At 67.4% G+C, this 16,492-nt stretch carries 15 protein-coding genes; 9 read left to right on the forward strand and 6 right to left on the reverse strand.

The window, feature by feature from the left end:
* The first annotated feature begins 17 nt into the window (after positions 1-17).
* The 4 genes from IU452_RS11845 to gatB all read left to right on the forward strand — a co-directional run bounded on the left by IU452_RS11845 (position 18) and on the right by gatB (position 5,270).
* Positions 18-755, forward strand: a complete 738-nt coding sequence (locus IU452_RS11845) for an ABC transporter ATP-binding protein (protein ID WP_195109067.1) — start codon at positions 18-20, stop codon at positions 753-755.
* Positions 752-3,241 carry an FtsX-like permease family protein gene (locus IU452_RS11850; RefSeq protein WP_195109068.1) on the forward strand — a complete coding sequence of 830 codons (2,490 nt, stop codon included), beginning with the start codon at positions 752-754 and terminating at the stop codon, positions 3,239-3,241. Before IU452_RS11845 ends, IU452_RS11850 begins: the two co-directional genes overlap by 4 nt.
* Before the next feature lie 147 nt (positions 3,242-3,388).
* Positions 3,389-3,628 (forward strand): hypothetical protein, encoded by a 240-nt coding sequence (locus tag IU452_RS11855; protein ID WP_195109069.1) that lies wholly within the window; start codon positions 3,389-3,391, stop codon positions 3,626-3,628.
* Between the two features lie 130 nt (positions 3,629-3,758).
* Positions 3,759-5,270 (forward strand): Asp-tRNA(Asn)/Glu-tRNA(Gln) amidotransferase subunit GatB, encoded by a 1,512-nt coding sequence (gene gatB, locus IU452_RS11860; protein ID WP_195109070.1) that lies wholly within the window; start codon positions 3,759-3,761, stop codon positions 5,268-5,270.
* A 15-nt stretch (positions 5,271-5,285) separates the two neighbouring features.
* Here the strand turns inward: gatB and IU452_RS11865 are convergent, their stop codons facing one another.
* Complete coding sequence (locus IU452_RS11865; RefSeq protein WP_195109071.1) at positions 5,286-6,410, reverse strand: PQQ-dependent sugar dehydrogenase; 1,125 nt, start codon at positions 6,408-6,410, stop codon at positions 5,286-5,288.
* A 199-nt stretch (positions 6,411-6,609) separates the two neighbouring features.
* Here IU452_RS11865 and IU452_RS39180 point away from each other — a divergent pair, with 199 nt between their 5' ends.
* Positions 6,610-7,419 (forward strand): DoxX family protein, encoded by an 810-nt coding sequence (locus IU452_RS39180; protein ID WP_324192563.1) that lies wholly within the window; start codon positions 6,610-6,612, stop codon positions 7,417-7,419.
* A gap of 64 nt (positions 7,420-7,483) precedes the next feature.
* Here IU452_RS39180 and ilvD read toward each other — a convergent pair whose 3' ends face one another.
* Complete coding sequence (gene ilvD / locus IU452_RS11875) at positions 7,484-9,325, reverse strand: dihydroxy-acid dehydratase (protein WP_195109072.1); 1,842 nt, start codon at positions 9,323-9,325, stop codon at positions 7,484-7,486.
* 286 nt (positions 9,326-9,611) lie between these two features.
* The gene (locus IU452_RS11880) at positions 9,612-10,067 is read right to left on the reverse strand and encodes a PH domain-containing protein (RefSeq protein WP_324192564.1); all 456 of its coding nucleotides are present in this window, start codon (positions 10,065-10,067) and stop codon (positions 9,612-9,614) included.
* A 373-nt stretch (positions 10,068-10,440) separates the two neighbouring features.
* Between IU452_RS11880 and IU452_RS11885 the strand changes: the two genes are divergently transcribed.
* The 4 genes from IU452_RS11885 to IU452_RS11900 all read left to right on the forward strand — a co-directional run bounded on the left by IU452_RS11885 (position 10,441) and on the right by IU452_RS11900 (position 14,556).
* Positions 10,441-12,372, forward strand: coding sequence for an acetolactate synthase large subunit (locus tag IU452_RS11885; RefSeq protein ID WP_195109074.1), 1,932 nt, complete (start codon positions 10,441-10,443; stop codon positions 12,370-12,372).
* Complete coding sequence (gene ilvN, locus IU452_RS11890) at positions 12,369-12,872, forward strand: acetolactate synthase small subunit (protein ID WP_195109075.1); 504 nt, start codon at positions 12,369-12,371, stop codon at positions 12,870-12,872. The genes IU452_RS11885 and ilvN overlap by 4 nt, the downstream gene beginning before the upstream one ends.
* A 110-nt stretch (positions 12,873-12,982) precedes the next feature.
* Positions 12,983-13,984, forward strand: coding sequence for a ketol-acid reductoisomerase (gene ilvC / locus IU452_RS11895; RefSeq protein ID WP_195109586.1), 1,002 nt, complete (start codon positions 12,983-12,985; stop codon positions 13,982-13,984).
* A gap of 161 nt (positions 13,985-14,145) precedes the next feature.
* The gene (locus IU452_RS11900) at positions 14,146-14,556 is read left to right on the forward strand and encodes a hypothetical protein (RefSeq protein WP_228817481.1); all 411 of its coding nucleotides are present in this window, start codon (positions 14,146-14,148) and stop codon (positions 14,554-14,556) included.
* Positions 14,557-14,680: 124 nt separating this feature from the next.
* Here the strand turns inward: IU452_RS11900 and IU452_RS11905 are convergent, their stop codons facing one another.
* The 3 genes from IU452_RS11905 to IU452_RS11915 form a co-directional block, all read right to left on the reverse strand.
* Positions 14,681-14,956 carry a hypothetical protein gene (locus tag IU452_RS11905; RefSeq protein WP_195109076.1) on the reverse strand — a complete coding sequence of 92 codons (276 nt, stop codon included), beginning with the start codon at positions 14,954-14,956 and terminating at the stop codon, positions 14,681-14,683.
* 141 nt (positions 14,957-15,097) lie between these two features.
* Positions 15,098-15,514, reverse strand: a complete 417-nt coding sequence (locus tag IU452_RS11910; protein ID WP_195109077.1) for a PPOX class F420-dependent oxidoreductase — start codon at positions 15,512-15,514, stop codon at positions 15,098-15,100.
* 312 nt (positions 15,515-15,826) lie between these two features.
* Entirely contained in the window at positions 15,827-16,351 is a 525-nt protein-coding gene (locus IU452_RS11915) for a hypothetical protein (protein ID WP_195109078.1), read from the reverse strand.
* Positions 16,352-16,492 lie beyond the last annotated feature (141 nt).

The raw sequence follows: 16,492 nt of genomic DNA on the forward strand, positions 1-16,492 counted from the left end.
GAAGGGCGGGGATCACCGTGTTGGAACTGACCGATGTGACCAAGGAATACCGGGTGGGGCAGCAGCGGGTGCGCGCGCTGGACGAGGTGAGCTTGCGCATCGAGTCGGGGGAGTTCACCTCGATCATCGGCCCGTCCGGGTCCGGGAAGAGCACGCTGCTGCATCTGCTGGGGGCGCTGGACTCCCCGGATTCGGGATCGATCCGATTCCAGGGCGAGGAGATCGGCGACCTCGGCGACGACCGGCAGTCCGAATTCCGGCGTCACCGGGTGGGTTTCATCTTCCAATTCTTCAACCTGCTGCCGACGCTGTCGGCCTGGGAGAACGTGGCGATCCCGAAACTGTTGGACGGCACGGGTTTACGCAAGGCCAAGCCGCGGGCGCTGGAGCTGCTGGAGATGGTCGGCCTGAGCGATCGGGCCGAGCATCGGCCCGCCGAGCTGTCCGGTGGGCAGATGCAGCGGGTGGCGGTGGCGCGGGCATTGATCATGGACCCGCCGCTGATCTTGGCCGACGAGCCCACCGGCAACCTGGATTCCAAGACCGGTGCGGCGATCCTGCGGCTGCTCGGTGATATCGCCGAGTCCGGCAATTCGGTGGTGATGGTGACCCACGACATGGGCGCGGCGCAGTACTGCGACCGGGTGGTCACGCTGCGGGACGGGCAGATCGGATCGATCACCGCCGGGGCGCATGCCGAGCGGCGGCGCGGCGGCGCCGTCCCGGGCGACGAGCACGCGGCGGTGCACGCGTGATCGCCGCCGCCTGGGATCGGCTGCGGCTGTTCAATATCGGCGAACTGATGGCCCATCGCGGCCGGACGGTGCTGTCGCTGATCGTGATGGGCGTATCGGCCGGCCTGCTGGTGGCGACGCTGAGCATCTCCGAATCGGTGACCGGTTCGGTCGACCGTCTCACCAAGAGCCTGGGCGGTAAGGCGGCTCTCGAGGTCACCGGCATCACCGACGCCGGATTCGATCAGCAACTGCTGCAGAAGGTTCGGGCCGTCCCCGGGGTCTCGGCCGCGGTGCCGATGCTGCGGGCCCGCATCGGCGCGGACGACGACCGGGCGCTGCTGGTCGGCGCCGACGCCGAAATCGCGAAGCTGGGCGGGGATGTGGAGGGACCGCTGCGGGAGCAGGCGGCCAGACTGTTGTCCGTGCCCAACGGCGTGATCGTCGGCGCCGCCACGGGGCACCGCGAGGGTGAGCAGTTCCGGATCGGGTCCAGCACGGTCACCGTCGCCGCGGTGCTCGACGGTGAGACCGCGAAACGCCTCAACCAAGGCCATATCGTGATCACCACGCTGCCGGTCGCGCAGAAGGTTATCGATCGCACCGGCAAACTCGACTCCATTCAGATCGTGCCCGCGCCGGATACCGATGTGGGACAGCTGCGTTCGGCGCTGACCGACGCCGTCGACGGTCGCGCGGTGGTCGCCGACCCGTCGTTGCGCACCGCGCAGGCCAGCGGTGCCGTTGTGCTGGTGCGGTATTCGACGGTCATGGCCTCGGCGGCGGCGTTGATCGTCTCGGGTTTTCTCATCTACAACGCCATGAGTATGGCTGTGGCGCAACGGCGTCCGACGCTATCGCTGTTGCGCGCGATCGGCGGGCGGCGACGACCCATGGTGCGGGATCTGCTCGTGGAGGCAGTCATCCTCGGATTGGTCGGCGGGCTGGTCGGGGCGTTGCTGGGAATGCTGATGGGGCGTACCGCCATCAACAGCATGCCCCCGGCGATCGTCCAGTCGGTCGATGCGCGCACAGAGTACATCGTGCCCACCTATGCCGTACCGGTGGCCGTGCTCGCCTGTATCGCCGCGAGTGTCGTTGCCTCCGCGCTCGCGGCCCGTCAGATCTACAAGGTCGCGCCGATCGAAGCGCTGGCGCCGGTCGGGGTGTCGCGGGCGGATCAGGTCAACCCGCTGTTGCGGTGGGCCGCGGTGGTTCTCGGCGCGGGGCTGATCGGTGTGGCAATCCTGTTGGCTCGCGCCGATATCGGCCGCTACTCGCTGGCCTCTATCTCGACCGCGATCACGGCGGCCGTGCTGCTGTGTTTCGCGTTCACCGGCCCGATCGTGCGGGCAGTGGCGGCGGTGGCCCGGGTGTTCGGGCCGCCGGGTGCGCTGGGAGCCACCACCGTCGAGCGCGCGCCGCGGCGAGTGTGGGCCACCGCGATGACCGTGATGATCGGCGTCACCGCGGTGGTCGCCATGGGCAACGCCTCGAAGAATCTGGCCGATTCGGCCGGTGCGAGCTTCGATCATCTCAGCGATACCGATGTGTTCGTCAGCCCGACATCCTGGACGGAATTCCCGACCGGTCCGATCCTGCCCGCCGACCTGCGCGACAAGATCGCAGCCGTGCCGGGCGTGGCCAGGGTGGGGTCGGCGCAGATGGCCTTCGCGACCCTCGGCACCGGCCGGGTGATGCTGCAGGGCTATCCGGACAGCAACGATGCCTACCCCGACGCGCTGGACCAGCAGGTCCGGCAGCGCTTGGTCCGGGGCGAGGGTGTGGTGATCTCTCGCGACGTCGCCCGGGCCCAGCACGCGAAGGTGGGTTCGACGCTCACCCTGCCGACACCGACGGGTGTCCGCAATGTCGAAGTGCTGCAGGTGATTCCGTATTTCTCGGCGATCGCCGGCGTGGTGGTGCTGAATCTCGACATCATGCGGCAGTGGTATCAGCGACCCGGTGAGACCATCCTGGCTGTCGACTTCGCCCGCGATGCCGACCCTGCCGCGGTCACGGCCGCCATCCGCGCGGTGGTACCGCCCGAACTGCATGTAGATCTCGGTCGCGACGCTGTCGCGGCAGTCTCCGGCGGGGTGAAACAAGGCACCGCACTCAGCGGCCAGATTCTGTGGATCGTGGTGCTGGTATCGACCGTCGCCCTGCTCAACACCTTGATGCTGTCGGTGCTGGAACGCCGCCGCGAACTCGGTGTCTTGCGCGCGATGGGCACCAGCCGCCGATTCCTGCTGCGCACCGTGCTCGCCGAGGCGGCGGGCATCGGCGTGGTGGGCGCCGCACTGGGCCTGGCCGTCGGCGCCGCCGTCCAATATCTGGCCACAATCGCCCTGGGACAAGCCATGTCGATCGACGTCACCTACCAAGCCGGACCGATGCTGCTGGTCTACGCCGTCGCCGCCCTGGTCCTGGCCCTGCTGGGCTCGATCCCGCCCGCGTTGCGAGCCGCCCGAATGCCGATCGTCGAAGCCATCGCCGTCGACTGATCGGTTCCTGGAGGGGAGGGCCCCGCGTGAGCGAGGCCCCTTGTTTCCTGGCCCGGACGCAGTCCGGGCCAGGATCCCCTGTGAAGATGCCGTGTGGACCGTCGCTCCACGCTGGCTGTCGATGCGCCGCCTGACTACTGTTGCCGCATGGCCGACTTCGCGATTCGTGATCTGCCCGGGGATGTCGTCGACACCATGCGCAAGCGAGCCCGGGCCGCCGAGCTGTCCCTCGACGACTACCTGCGCCAGGAGCTGATCACCTCCGCCTACCGCAACTCCTACCTCGATGTGATCCTCGCTTTCCAGAAGGCCCAGGAACGCAACCCGAACCTCGAGGTCGACAAGAAGGCCATCCAGGCGGCCGCTCGCTTCGCCCGGGGGGAATAGGCCGGGACCGTCCGCGTGGGGTGTCGGGGCGGACTCATAGACTGATCGCCATGAGCGAGCGCAGCGAGCGAATCATGAACACAGCCGCTTTCGCGGTCATGACCGGGCCGAGCGCCAGCGAGGCACGGGCATGACCGCGCCCACGGTGGACTTGATGGACTATGCCGATGTCATCGACCGGTACGAGCCGGTCCTGGGCATGGAGGTGCACGTCGAACTCGGCACGCAGACCAAGATGTTCTGCGGATGCCCGACGACGTTCGGCGCCGATCCCAACACCCAAGTATGCCCGGTGTGCCTGGGCCTGCCGGGCTCGCTGCCGGTGGTGAACGAGAAGGCCGTCGAGTCGGCGATCCGCATCGGCCTGGCGCTCAACTGCGAGATCACCCCGTGGGGCCGGTTCGCGCGCAAGAACTACTTCTACCCGGACCAGCCGAAGAACTACCAGATCAGCCAGTACGACGAGCCGATTGCCCACGACGGCCACCTGGACGTGCTGCTCGACGACGGGTCCACCTTCCGGGTCGAGATCGAGCGCGCCCACATGGAGGAGGACACCGGTAAGTCCGTGCACGTGGGCGGCGCCACCGGCCGCATCCACGGCGCCAGCCACTCGCTGCTGGACTACAACCGCGCGGGCGTACCCCTGATCGAGATCGTCACCAAGCCGATCACCGGCGCCGGGGAGCGCGCCCCCGAGGTGGCCCGCGCCTACGTCACCGCGCTGCGCGATCTGCTGAAGGCGCTCGGCGTCTCGGACGTGAAGATGGAGCAGGGCTCGCTGCGCTGCGATGCCAACGTCTCGCTGATGCCCAAGGGCGCCGAGGAATTCGGCACCCGCACCGAGACCAAGAACGTGAACTCGCTGCGCAGCGTCGAGGTCGCGGTGCGCTACGAGATGCGCCGCCAGGCCGCCGTGCTGTCCACCGGCGGCGTCGTCGTGCAGGAGACCCGCCACTTCCACGAGACCGACGGCACCACCTCGCCCGGCCGCCGCAAGGAGACCGCCGAGGACTACCGCTACTTCCCCGAACCGGATCTGGAACCGATCGCGCCCGACACCGCCTGGGTAGAGCAGCTGCGCGGCACCATTCCGGAGTTCCCGTGGCTGCGGCGGGCGCGGATCCAGGCCGAGTGGGGTCTGTCGGACGAGGTGTTCCGCGACCTGGTCAATGCCGGTGCTCTCGACCTGATCATCGCGACGGTGGATGCGGGCACCTCCGTCGACGCCGCCCGCTCGTGGTGGGTCAACTACCTCACCGAGAAGGCCAAGGAGCGCGAGGTCGCCCTCGACGAACTGCCGATCACGCCCACGCAGGTCGCCGAGGTCGTCGCGTTGGTCGACGCCAAGACCATCAACAGCAAGGTCGCCCGGCAGGTCGTCGACTTCGTGCTGGCGGGTGAGGGCGATCCCGGGCAGATCGTGGAGGCCAAGGGCCTGGGCATGGTCTCCGACGACTCCGCCCTGCAGGCCGAGATCGACAAGGCGCTGGCGGCCAACCCGGATATCGCCGACAAGATCCGTTCCGGCAAGGTCCAGGCCGCGGGCAAGATCGTCGGCGACGTCATGAAGGCCACCCGCGGCCAGGCCGACGCCGCCCGGGTCCGCGAGCTGGTGCTCGCGGCCTGCGGCGTGGCCTAGCCGACCGCCGGCGAATCAGTCCACGCCCCCGCCGCCCTTCGACGGCGCGATGACGATCACGCGGTCGTCGGTGGGGGTGGGCTGCCCGCCGACCTTGTTGACGGTGTCCACCCAGATCGTGCCGTTCGGTCCGGGCGCGGCACCGTTCAACCGGCCCCACTTGTCCTGATTGAGCAGCGCCGGGGCGGTGGTGATCGCCAAGGTGTTCTTGTCGACCGTGGCCATTGCGATCGCCTTCGCATTGGTCATCGCGATCGCCACGGTGTCGGTTCCGGCCACGCAGCCGGCCGCGCCCGGATGATCGGGCCAGGACCACGCCGTGGAGACGACGCCGTCCGGGCCCACCCGCTGCAGCCGGTCGGCGACGGCCGTGCGATCGGAGATCCAGACATTGCCCTGATCGCCGAGGCACAGGCCCCCGGCGGTGCCGATGCCGGACACCAGCACGTCCGGTGCGGCGTTGCCACCCGAGGTCGGTGACTTCACCCGCAGCAGTTTGCCCGCCAGCGAGCCCGGATTTCCGGCCGCCGCCGGATCGCCCGCATCGCCGGTCAACACCAGCATCCGGTCGGGGGCGTCGAATTGAATGGCGCCGCGATTGCCGGTGCTGCCCTTGGGAATTCCGGTGAGGATCGGTTTCACCGCACCGTCCGGACTGATCCGGACGACCCGGTTGTCGCCGCCGGTGGTGATGTAGGCATAGAGCAGCCGGTCCTCGTTGTAGGTGGGGGAGATGGCGATATCGTTCAGGCCGCCGTCACCGGCGCTGTCCACATCCACCTGCGCGATCTGCTTCAGGTAGTACGGCCACGGACCCGGATCCTGGGTGTCGATGAGGAAGATGCGGCCGGTCCCGCGTTCGGCGACCAGCCCGGTCCGGCCGTCGGGCATGGCGACCAACCCGGTCGGATCCTCGAGGCAGCTGGCCACGACCGCCGGGTCCGGATCCTCACACGGCCCGGGCGGACGTTTCTTGGTCGTCGGTGGTTTCGGGCTGGACGGCCCCATACCCTCGGGTCTGACGGTCGGCGCGGGGCTGAACGGCTGGGACGCGGAGTCGTCGAAGCTGGCGCAGCCCACCACCAGACCGGCGGTGACGGCCAGGACCGACGCGACACGGCCGGCGACAACCAATCTCATGGCTCAGACGTTACGGAAATGCCGCGTCGCGCGCTCGCACGGGGTTGTGCTCGGTGTCGCGTGGCGTGGACACGCCGCTGTCGAACGGCGCGAACGCGGTCCGACCGTCATACTCTGACCCCGTGAGCGAGCTTGCGAGCGAACCAGAGACACAGCGCGCGCCGGGCACGGCGACACCGAGCGTCAGCGAGGTGGCGTCGTGAGCGACAAGCCGAACGAAAAACCGGAATCGACGCCGCGGTCCGCGGTTCCCGGTCAGGCGGGCAGCCCTTACGACAATCCGACCGGGGAGCTTCCCGTGGTGCAGCCCGCGAGCGGCAGGCAGGTGCCCCGCACCGACGACGAACTCGGGCTCGAGCCCGAGGTACCGGCCGTCGGGGAGGCCCCCGCCCAGACACCCGCCACCGCTTCCACCTACGGCTTCGCCACCATTCCCCCGGCCCCGACCACATCGGCCGAGAACGGCCGTCTCCGCCGGCGCGGCGAAACCCAGCGCGGGACACTGGATCTGGGCCTGCTGGTGCTGCGGCTGATCGTCGGTCTCACGTTCCTCTACCACGGCCTGCAGAAGCTGACCGGGTGGTTCCACGGCCCGGGTCTGGACGGCACCCGCGAGATGCTCGAGCAGGGCGGCTGGAAGCACGGCGAATTGTCCACTGCCATGCTCACCGTCGCCGAGGTGGGCGGCGGCGCACTGCTCGTGCTGGGCCTGGCCACCCCGCTCGCCGCCGGTGCGGTGCTGGCCGCGATCAGCGACGCCTGGCTGTGGAAACAGGGCATGGCACCCGAATTCCAATACAAGACGGTCGAATTGGAGGCGATCCTCGTCGGCCTGTCCGCAGCCCTCATCCTCACCGGTCCCGGCCGCCTGTCCTTCGACCGCAACCGCGGCTGGGCCCTGCGCCCGGCATGGGGATCGTTCGCCTGCCTCGTGCTGGCGCTGGTGGCCGCCGCGGGGGCGTGGATCTACCTGCACGGCGGCAACCCCTTCGACGGCATCATCGGCTGACACCGTCTCCAACGGCAAAGGCCGGAATCCATTGCGGATTCCGGCCTTTGGGCTATGAGGCGCCTTACGGCACGCGGCGGACGGCGCCCTTGTCGGCGGATGTCGCCAGCGCGGCGTAGGCGCGCAGGGCGGTCGTGACGGGCCGGTCGCGGTGCGCGGGCTGCCAAGGCCGTTCGGATGCTTCCATTTTCGCGCGGCGCCCGGCGAGAACCTCGTCGGAGACCAGCAATTCGAGGCTGCGGGTGTGCACGTCGACGCGGATGCGGTCGCCGTTCTCGATCAGGCCGATGGTGCCGCCGCTGGCCGCCTCGGGGGAGATGTGGCCGATCGACAGGCCCGAGGTGCCGCCGGAGAAGCGGCCGTCGGTGATCAGCGCGCACACCTTGCCCAGACCGGCGCCCTTCAGGAATGCGGTGGGGTGCAACATCTCCTGCATGCCCGGGCCGCCGGAGGGGCCCTCGTAGCGGACCACGACCACATCCCCGGGCTTGATCTGCTTGCCGAGGATCGCCGACACCGCCTCCTCCTGGGATTCGACCACCACGGCCGGGCCCTCGAAGGTGAACAGATCCTCATCGATACCGGCGGTCTTGAGGATGGCGCCGTCGGGAGCGATATTGCCGCGCAGCACGCACAGCCCGCCCTCGACGGTGTAGGCGTGCGCGATATCGCGGATGCAGCCGGACTCGGCGTCGGTGTCCAGCGACGACCACCGGTTGTCCGTGGAGAACGGCTCGGTGGTGCGCACCCCGCCGGGCGCGGCATGGAACAGTTCGATCGCCTCGTCGGAAGCCTTCCCGGAACGGATGTCCCAGGTGTCGAGCCATTCGTCGAGGGTGGGGGTGTGCACGGTGGTGACGTCGGTCTCCAGCAAGCCCCCGCGCCGCAGCTCGCCCAGGATGGCGGGGATGCCACCGGCGCGGTGCACATCCTCCATGTGGTAGTCGGAGTTGGGGGAGACCTTCGACAGGCACGGCACTCGGCGCGAGATCTCGTCGATGGTGTCGAGGGTGAAGTCGATCTCGCCCTCCTGCGCGGCGGCCAGCGTGTGCAGCACCGTATTGGTGGAACCGCCCATCGCCACGTCCAGCGCCATCGCATTGCGGAATGCCTTCTCGTTGGCGACATTTCGCGGCAGCACCGACGCATCGTCGTCGCGGTACCAGCGATTCGCGATCTCGACGACGGTGGTTCCGGCCCGCTCGAACAAGGCCCGGCGCGCGGCATGGGTGGCCAGGGTGGAGCCATTGCCGGGCAGGGCCAGGCCCAGCGCCTCGGTGAGGCAGTTCATCGAATTGGCGGTGAACATGCCCGAACACGACCCACAGGTCGGGCAGGCACTGCGCTCGACCTCGGTCAGTCCTTCGTCGCTGACCTGACTGGAGGCGCTGGCGGAGATGGCGGTGATCAGATCGGTCGGGGCTTGCGCGACGCCGCCGACCACCACGGCCTTACCGGCCTCCATCGGGCCGCCGGAGACGAACACCGCCGGGATGTTGAGCCGCATCGCCGCGTTCAGCATGCCCGGGGTGATCTTGTCGCAGTTGGAGATGCACACCAGCGCGTCGGCGGTGTGCGCATTGACCATGTACTCCACCGAATCGGCAATGATCTCGCGGCTGGGCAGCGAATAGAGCATGCCGCCGTGGCCCATCGCGATGCCGTCGTCCACGGCGATGGTGTGGAATTCGCGCGGCACACCACCGGCGGCGCGGACCGCCTCGGCCACGATCTCGCCGACGTTCTTGAGGTGCACGTGGCCCGGCACGAACTGCGTGTAGGAGTTCGCGATGGCGACGATCGGCTTACCGAAGTCGGAATCGGTGAGACCGGTGGCCCGCCAGAGAGCGCGGGCGCCCGCGGCATTGCGTCCGGCGGTCGTGGTGCGTGAACGAAGCGGTGGCATGGGATCGAATCCTCGTGTGGTCGGCTCAGGGCCGTCGGGTCGACACTTCGTCGTCCCGAAGGGCAACTCATGATCACCCCGAAGGGCTACTCATCATCCCTGCGAAGCAGGGAGCCGAGGGCTGGTCGGCGAGTATCTCGACGGCTATTCAACGTTACCCCCGCGGCGGGAGACGGATGCGCCGGTGGGCGGCTCGCCGGAGAGGGGGAGTGGACTCGCGGTAACGAGGTCAGCGCCGCAACCACCAAGATTGTTCCCGGCGGTTGCCTATCCCACAGCCTACCGGTTACTCGGTCGCGTCTTCCTCGCCTTTTTCGGCCGTGGGCGCGGTCTTCTTCTCGGCCCGCTCCGCCTCGGCCTTCGCCTTCTCGGCCGCCGCGGCCTGGGCGAACAGATCCGGAATGCGCCCGCCCGAGGCATCGATCAGCGCGCGCAGCCGGTCGTAGCCGACCGCGGGCAGCGCGACCTCGGAATCGTCGGTCAGATGCGCCCGCACGAAGCCGCGCTTGGGAATGCGGAACCCCTTGATCTGCGACCAGTCCACATGCCGGGAACCGAACATCGTGCGCAGGTCGAGGCCGGATTCCGAGACGGTGGTCCGGACGCGTTCGACCCACACCGCGGCCACGATCGGGATGACGAACAGCACCCACAGCACCTGCGGCCAGCCGAAGAACGCGAACGCCACGCAGAACAGCAGGACGAACACCCCGAGATGGCCGAGCCGAGGGATCCTGATCACCCGACCCGTATCCGGTCCCGTCTTGGTCGTATGGGACGATCTAGCAGGTGGCACGGACCGATGCGGCGATGGCATACATCCATCCTCGCATCACGGTAGGCAGACACATCACACCGCCCCGTCTCACATAATGGGACCCCGATGTCAAAATATTTGACGGATCGGTTCTCGCGCACTTACCGTCGTCCGCGTGAATCGAATCGAGCTTCTCGTAATCGGCCGGCGCGTCCAGCGCTGAGCCTGACGACCCAGTCGACTACGTCAAGCTCGCAGCTGCGACGCGCCACCCTCGATCAGCCACTGGCTGTCGGGGGCTTTTTTGTGTTCAGGCAAGTTCTGTGAACTGGAACGACAAGCAGTTAGGAAAAAGACGGTGAGCGCACCTACCGCCCGGCCCGGGCCCTCGGCCCGCAGGCCAGCGCCTTCGGCGAATCAGCCGGCCTCTGCGACTTCCCCGAACCGCCGCCAGGTCCCGCCCGAGCGGGTCACCGGCGCGCAGTCGGTCGTCCGGTCCCTCGAGGAGCTCGGCGTCGACACGGTGTTCGGTATTCCGGGCGGTGCGATTCTTCCCGTCTACGATCCGCTCTTCGATTCCACCAAGGTGCGTCACGTCCTCGTCCGGCACGAGCAGGGCGCCGGTCACGCCGCCACCGGTTACGCGCAGGCAACCGGCAAGGTCGGGGTGTGCATGGCGACTTCCGGCCCGGGCGCAACCAATCTGGTGACCCCGATCGCGGACGCCCAGATGGATTCGGTGCCGCTGGTGGCCATCACCGGCCAGGTCGGCCGCGGGCTGATCGGCACCGATGCCTTCCAGGAGGCCGACATCTCCGGCATCACCATGCCGATCACCAAGCACAACTTCCTGGTCAACGACGCGCTCGAGATCCCGCGGGTGATCGCCGAGGCGTTCCATCTGGCCGCGACCGGCCGCCCGGGCGCGGTGCTGGTCGACATCCCCAAGGATGTGCTGCAGGCGCAGACCACCTTCAGCTGGCCGCCGGAGATGCGGCTGCCCGGCTACCGCCCGGTGACCAAGCCGCACGGCAAGCAGGTGCGCGAGGCCGCCCGCATGATCCTCGAGTCGAAGGCCCCGGTGCTTTACGTCGGCGGCGGTGTCATCAAGGCCGAGGCGTCGCAGGAACTGCTCGAATTGGCCGAGCTGACCGGCATTCCGGTCGTCACCACCCTGATGGCGCGCGGTTCGTTCCCCGACAGCCACCGGCTGAACATGGGCATGCCCGGCATGCACGGAACCGTGGGAGCCGTTGCGGCACTGCAGCGTTCGGATCTGCTGATCACCCTGGGCGCGCGTTTCGACGACCGGGTGACCGGCCAGCTCGACTCGTTCGCACCGAACGCCAAGGTGATTCACGCCGATATCGATCCGGCCGAGATCGGCAAGAACCGGCATGCGGACGTGCCGATCGTGGGCGACTGCCGCGAGGTGATCGCCGAGCTGATCGAAACCCTGAAGGCCGACCCGTCCTCGAAAGCGGCTCCGCTGCTGGGTCTTTCGGACTGGTGGACCTACCTCGACGGCGTGCGCAAGCGGTACCCGCTGGGCTGGACCCCACCCAGCGACGGTTCGCTGTCGCCGGAGTACGTCATCGAGAAGCTGGGCGCACTGGCCGGTCCCGATGCCATCTACTGCGCGGGCGTGGGCCAGCACCAGATGTGGGCCGCGCAGTTCATCAAGTACGAAAAGCCGCGCACCTGGCTGAATTCCGGTGGCCTGGGCACCATGGGCTATGCGGTTCCCGCCGCCATGGGCGCCAAGATGGGTGCGCCCGATAAAGAGGTGTGGGCCATCGATGGTGACGGCTGCTTCCAGATGACCAACCAGGAGCTCGCCACCTGCGCCGTCGAGGGTGTGCCGATCAAGGTCGCGCTGATCAACAACGGCAATCTCGGCATGGTCCGGCAGTGGCAGACCCTGTTCTACGAGCAGCGCTACTCCAACACCGATCTGGGCACCCACACCCTGCGCATCCCCGACTTCGTGAAGTTGGCCGAAGCCCTTGGCTGCCATGGGATCCGGGTGGAGAAGGAAGAGGATGTGGAGGCCGCGATCCGCGAGGCGCAGTCGATCAACGACCGGCCCGTGGTGATCGACTTCATCGTCGGCAAGGACGCCCAGGTGTGGCCGATGGTCGCCGCCGGCACCTCCAACGACGAGATCATGGCCGCGCGCGGCATCCGCCCGCTGTTCGACGACGACGAGTCGGCCGCCGAGCCCGCCGTCATTCACGAGGCGATGGCGCACGAGAAGGACCGTGCCGTGCAGAAGGGGACCCAGGCATGAGCAGCACCCACACCTTGAGCGTGCTCGTCGAGGACAAGCCCGGTGTGCTTGCCCGCGTCGCGAGCCTGTTCTCCCGGCGCGGGTTCAATATCGAATCGCTCGCGGTCGGCGGCACCGAGGTCCCGGAGATCTCGCGCATGACCATCGTCGTGACGGTCGAGGATCTGCCGCTCGAGCAGGTCACCAAGCAGCTGAACAAGCTGGTCAACGTCATCAAGATCGTGGAGCAGGACGCCGACAGTTCGGTGGCCCGCGAACTGATCCTGGTGAAGGTGCGCGCCGACGCCAGCGTGCGCACTCAGGTCATCGAATCGGTGAATCTGTTCCGGGCTAAGGTCATCGACGTGTCGCCCGACGCGCTCACCATCGAGGCGACCGGCACCCGGTCGAAACTCGACGCGCTGCTGCGGATGCTGGAACCGTACGGGATCCGGGAGATCGTGCAGTCCGGTGTCGTGGCCGTGGGACGTGGACCCAAGTCCATCACCGCGACTCGCTGACGCTCGCCGCGGAGACCGCGCTGTGTGCGATGGGCACTCCGCAAGCTCCGTGCCTGATAGAGAACTTGGAAACCGAAATTAGAAGGGACACAACCACAGTGGCAGTCGAGATGTTCTACGACGACGATGCCGACCTGTCGATCATCCAGGGTCGCAAGGTCGCCGTCATCGGCTACGGCTCTCAGGGACATGCGCATTCGCTGAGCCTGCGTGACTCCGGCGTCGACGTGCGGGTCGGCCTCAAGGAGGGTTCGAAGTCGCGGGAGAAGGCCGAGGAGGCCGGTCTGTCTGTCGGCACGCCCGCCGAGGTCGCCGCCTGGGCCGACGTCATCATGCTGCTCGCGCCAGACACCGCGCAGGCGTCGATCTTCTCCAATGACATCGAGCCGAACCTGAAGGACGGCGACGCGCTGTTCTTCGGCCACGGCCTGAACATCCACTTCGGCCTGATCAAGCCCCCGGCCAATGTCACCATCGGCATGGTCGCCCCGAAGGGCCCCGGCCACCTGGTGCGCCGCCAGTTCGTCGACGGCAAGGGCGTGCCGTGTCTGATCGCGGTCGAGCAGGACCCGAAGGGCGAGGGCCAGGCGCTGACGCTGTCGTACGCGAAGGCGATCGGCGGCACCCGCGCGGGTGTCATCAAGACCACCTTCAAGGAGGAGACCGAGACCGACCTGTTCGGTGAGCAGGCGGTGCTGTGCGGTGGCACCGAGGAGCTGGTGAAGACCGGTTTCGAGGTCATGGTCGAGGCCGGTTACGCCCCGGAGATGGCCTACTTCGAGGTGCTGCACGAGCTGAAGCTGATTGTCGACCTCATGTACGAGGGCGGTATCGCCCGCATGAACTACTCGGTGTCCGACACCGCCGAGTTCGGTGGCTACCTGTCGGGCCCGCGTGTCATCGATGCGGGCACCAAGGAGCGGATGAAGGAGATCCTGCGCGACATCCAGGACGGCACCTTCGTCAAGCGTCTGGTCGCCAACGTCGAGGGCGGCAACAAGGAGCTCGAGTCGCTGCGCCAGAAGAACGCCGAACACCCGATCGAGGTGACCGGCAAGAAGCTGCGCGGCCTGATGAGCTGGGTGGACCGCCCGATCACCGAGACCGCGTAAGGGCCTGCGTCACAACGACGTTCGACCTTCAAGTCGCCCTCGTCTTCGATGGCCCGGCACGTGCATTTCGTGCCGGGCCGTTCGCGTTTCCGTCCGTGATTCGTCTCATTCCGTAGGATCACCGATGCGCACCTGGGCGGATGCCCACTTAAGCTACTCGGATGATCCGCAAATCTCTCGCAATTGCGGCGCTCGCCGGGCTCGCCATCGTGCCCGGCACCGCCCATGCCGATGTGTCGCCCGCCGAATCCGCCGCCCGCGCCTACATCGCCGCCCTGCTGTCCCACAACGCCTCCCAGGTCCCCTTCGCCCCCGACGCCCACCGCGTCGAGAACGGCGTCCCGACCGGTTTCTCCGCCGCCGACCTCCGATTCCAGCTCGAGTACGGACCGCAGTACCGGATCATCACCGCCATCCACGACCTGACCGTGACGGTGAACGGCGACCACGTGGACACGCACTACCGGCTGGACACGGGGGTGCTCGGCATCAAGCTGAAGACCGCCGAGGTGACCGAAAGCTTCGAGGTCCCCGGGGGTTTGATCAAGGAGATCAACGCGACCTTCGTGTGAGCTGGCCTATCGGCTTACGCAACGACGGCCCGGCACTGCCGGCATACCAATGGCCCTGGCGCTGCCCGGCATACCAATGGCCCCGGCACACGTTCTTCGTGCCGGGGCCATCGTGCGGGCCGGTCTAGCTGCTGCCCAACCAGCCCGGCGGGACGAACTGACGCCACCCCTGACCCGGATGGTGGTGGCGTCGATCCCACGGATCACAGTCGTCCCGCCGCTCATGCCGATCCCAACTCCACGGATCGACCTGCCTCCACGGGTCGTCCCAGTGGTGCCGCACCTGTGTCACGGCGGGTTCACTCACCGGCGCGGCCTGAGCCGAAACCCCCACCACCGCAAGCGGAGCCACCACAACCGCCCCCGCCACGACCACCCGCGCAACCACGCGCCTATTCATCGAGAACAAGGTAAATCCTTCCAATCCGGCTACCCTGCATACACTCTCGCGCACCCGATCCCCCAGGTCACGGGTGTTGGCACGACTTCCGGGTGGGATTGGTCCTCGAGGATGACCCCCCTCAGGGAACCCCCTGACCCCTCACCCGACGTCCCGAATCCCCCCATCCGGATCGGCCGGATCAATATGCCAACTCCGCACCCGCCGCGGCCGAATCCTGATGACCTCCTTGACAAACCACTCCGGCGCCACCGGCGGCACATCCACGGTGACCACCTCCGCGATCCCGCGGACCTCAACCCCCCGCCCCCACCCGGGCTTCACCTCGCCCGGATCGTCCGGCGTCATGTCATCCACCACAAAGCTGACATTCGGATTGCCTTTGACATTGCGATACCGCGCAGCATTCGCATTGGGGCCACCGATGTCGATCGTGCCGTCGGGATTGAGCTGAAACCCGACGGGGACGATCTGCGGCTTGCCCCCGCTGGAGACAGTCGCCAGCCGCCCCAGCCGGTGACTGGCGAGATACTTGCGCTCGACTTCGGTGAAGGTCATGGGTGCGACGTTAGAACCTCGAGCGCTATTGAGGTCAAATGCATACTCCCGTCCTCCGTCGAGCATCCGAGTGAAGGCTACGTTGGGTAAGGAGATAGCAAAGGTGGTTTCTAGGGGCTTGCCGCTGGCTCGGGGGCTCATGTCTGTGACAGGGGAGGGGCTGTCTTGTGAGGAACCCGACCCCTGTGACATGGGGTTTTACTCTTGTCCCCCCATCTCAGTGTGTGTCATAGTTGGACCGCAAGGCGCAATAGTGCCTCTGAAGTGAGCCCGGCAGCCTTCCGGACGGTGGGTGAGCCGGGTTTCGCGTCTCTATCTAACGTTGCGGGTGGAATTGATCAAGGGGCTGACCTGCTCCGCCCATGTTGCGCCGCGGCCTAGGCACCATGCGAGGGCGTCTGCGGCCCAGAGCAACGGTTCCTGATGGGGTTTCATGTGAACGTAGGTGAAGTCCCAATGCAGGTCATGCTTGCGGACAGCTTCGTACAGAACCGCACGATCGCTCGCAACGAGAGATTCGTCCTGCTCGATCACTAGGCGACGGCTGTGGGCTCCTGCGAGGTCCGTAATCAGCTCTTCGAGCGCTCGTTGCCGCGCGAGTACGGGATCCCGAATTCCCCTGGCGTCATACACGTTCGCATGTAAGTCCATCTTGACCAGAGCAGAGGAGATCAGTCGTCGTCGTGGCGGCCCCTCCTTGCTGAAGTGGATCCGATGTTGGCCCTTGGCCCGGAGTCGGCACAGTTCTCCCCGTGTACGGGGCAGAGTGTCAGGTGCAGCCAGTACGGACACCATGATCAGACCATTGCCCTTGGTCTCATCGACGAACGCGTGCATGATGGTTGGTTACTCATCTCTCTGCGAAGGCTGGTCGTCGGCTGGTCGCGTGACCGGTCGGCGAAGGTGGTGTGCATCAGGCGCTGGCCGGGCCGCCGTTTGACGCCCGTCAAGGATACTTTTGACATGTGGGAGTCTGTC

Source organism: Nocardia transvalensis (assembly GCF_015477765.1).
Lineage (GTDB): Bacteria > Actinomycetota > Actinomycetes > Mycobacteriales > Mycobacteriaceae > Nocardia > Nocardia transvalensis_A.

What these genes read in the sequence shown, in the direction of transcription:
- ilvD (WP_195109072.1), bottom strand. Translation starts at nt 9,325, where the DNA reads ATGCCACCGCTTCGTTCACGCACCACGACCGCCGGACGCAATGCCGCG.
- IU452_RS11915 (WP_195109078.1), bottom strand. Translation starts at nt 16,351, where the DNA reads ATGCACGCGTTCGTCGATGAGACCAAGGGCAATGGTCTGATCATGGTG.
- gatB (WP_195109070.1), top strand. Translation starts at nt 3,759, where the DNA reads ATGACCGCGCCCACGGTGGACTTGATGGACTATGCCGATGTCATCGAC.
- IU452_RS11900 (WP_228817481.1), top strand. Translation starts at nt 14,146, where the DNA reads ATGATCCGCAAATCTCTCGCAATTGCGGCGCTCGCCGGGCTCGCCATC.
- IU452_RS11855 (WP_195109069.1), top strand. Translation starts at nt 3,389, where the DNA reads ATGGCCGACTTCGCGATTCGTGATCTGCCCGGGGATGTCGTCGACACC.
- IU452_RS11910 (WP_195109077.1), bottom strand. Translation starts at nt 15,514, where the DNA reads ATGACCTTCACCGAAGTCGAGCGCAAGTATCTCGCCAGTCACCGGCTG.
- ilvN (WP_195109075.1), top strand. Translation starts at nt 12,369, where the DNA reads ATGAGCAGCACCCACACCTTGAGCGTGCTCGTCGAGGACAAGCCCGGT.
- IU452_RS11905 (WP_195109076.1), bottom strand. Translation starts at nt 14,956, where the DNA reads ATGAATAGGCGCGTGGTTGCGCGGGTGGTCGTGGCGGGGGCGGTTGTG.
- ilvC (WP_195109586.1), top strand. Translation starts at nt 12,983, where the DNA reads ATGTTCTACGACGACGATGCCGACCTGTCGATCATCCAGGGTCGCAAG.
- IU452_RS11865 (WP_195109071.1), bottom strand. Translation starts at nt 6,410, where the DNA reads ATGAGATTGGTTGTCGCCGGCCGTGTCGCGTCGGTCCTGGCCGTCACC.